Consider the following 1,729-nt stretch of genomic DNA (forward strand, 5'->3'; position numbering starts at 1 on the left):
GAGCCGCCGCCCGCCGATCCAACTCAACCGGCAAATCAAGCAACCCACCCCAGAACTCCGGATGCTCCAGCCCCACCGCCCGACCGAAACCCCAGGTTTGGGCTTGGATCGGACTAGCCGGCGCGTCCGCCCGGCCGACGGACACCGCGCCCCGGGTGACCAGCCAGAGCGGTGCGGCCAGCTCAGCATCCAGGTAGGCCTGGACAACGGCGAGCGAGTCGAGCAGCGGCGTGTCCTCGAGCGCGGCGAGGCTCACCACGCCGGCAACCGGACCGTCCAGTTCCCGCAGCCGCTGCGCCAGCACGGACCGCTCATCCGTTCCGACTGCCAGGACGCGGGCACCGTGGCTGGTCAGGGCCGCGGCGAGCCCGACCGGGTCGGCGCCGATCAGCACCCAGGTGCCCACCAGCGCGACCGGGCCTGGCTCGGGAACGGGCTGCCAGGCGATGTGGTAGCGCCAGCCGTCCAGCCGGGAGCGTTCGCGGCCGCGCACCCGCCAGGACGTCAGCGCGGGCAGCACTCTCTCCAATGAAGAGGAGGGGTCGACGCCGAGCTCTGCGGCGAGTTTGGTGAAGTCACCGCGGTCGATCAGGTCCCACAAGCCGGCGTCAGCCGCTGCGATCGGCGCTTCGGCGCGGGTGCGCAGCCAGTACCGCTGCCGCTGGAAGGCATACGTCGGCAGTTCGACCGGCTGAACCCCGGCAAAGAGCGCCGACCAGTCGACCGACACACCGTTGACGTGCAGGGTGGCCAGCGCGGTCAGCGCGGTGGTGACCTCGTCCCGGTCCCGACGTAGCAGCGGGACCGCGACGGCATCCGGCTGCTGCACCAGCGCGGCCAGCACCCCATCCGGACCCAACTCCACAAACCGGCTGACACCCTCCAGTACGGCCAGCGCGTCGGCGAACCGGACCGGCTTGCGGACCTGCTCGACCCAGTACTCCGGATCCGACCACAACCCCGACTCCACCGGCCGCCCGGTCACCGTCGACACCACCGAAACCACCGGCTCAGCAAAACTCAGCTGCGCCACAACCGCCCGGAACTCGGCCAGCATCGGCTCCATCAGACGGGAGTGGAACGCGTGACTCGTCCGCAACCGAGAGGTTTTCCATCCCCGCTCCGCGGCCAGCTCGGCAACCCGGTCGATGTCACCCTCAGCCCCAGAGACCACCACCGAGGCCGGACCATTCACCGCCGCAACATCAACGGCGAAGGCGAAGCCGCTGCCGTGCGACTCGTCACCGCCCACGACGGCCAAGCCACCGCCACTCGACTCGCTCCCGTTCGACCCATCGCCGCCCACCGAGGCCAGATGACCATCGCTCACCTCGCCGTTGGCCATGGAGGCCAGGAGCGCCCGGACATCCGCCTCGGCTGCTCCAACGGCGAGCATCGCCCCACCCGAGGGCAGCGCCTGCATGAGCCGGCCCCGGGCGGCGACCAGCGTGGCCGCATCCGCCAGCGTCAGAACACCTGCCACCTGCGCCGCGGCGATCTCTCCGATCGAATGCCCCACCAGCACATCCGGAGCGATACCCCACGACCGCAGTAGAGCATGCAGCGCCACCTCAACGGCGAACAACGTCGGCTGCGCATACCCGGTCTGGTGAATCAACTCCTCATCGGCCAAGACATCCGCCAGCGGCCGATCCAGATGCGCCTCCACATGCAACGCCACCTGATCGAACGCATCCGCGAACACCGGGAACGTCTCATACAGACCCCG

The 1,729-nt window shown here is 69.8% G+C and carries 1 protein-coding gene; it reads right to left on the reverse strand.

All coding sequences use genetic code 11. The features are described from left to right. On the reverse strand, positions 1–1,705 hold a 1,705-nt coding region (locus CHC08_RS47795; RefSeq protein ID WP_338055750.1), incomplete at its 3' end, for an acyltransferase domain-containing protein. Positions 1,706–1,729 lie beyond the last annotated feature (24 nt).

The sequence above is a fragment of the Streptosporangium subroseum genome, from assembly GCF_900188345.1.
Classification (GTDB): Bacteria; Actinomycetota; Actinomycetes; order Streptosporangiales; family Streptosporangiaceae; genus Streptosporangium; species Streptosporangium subroseum.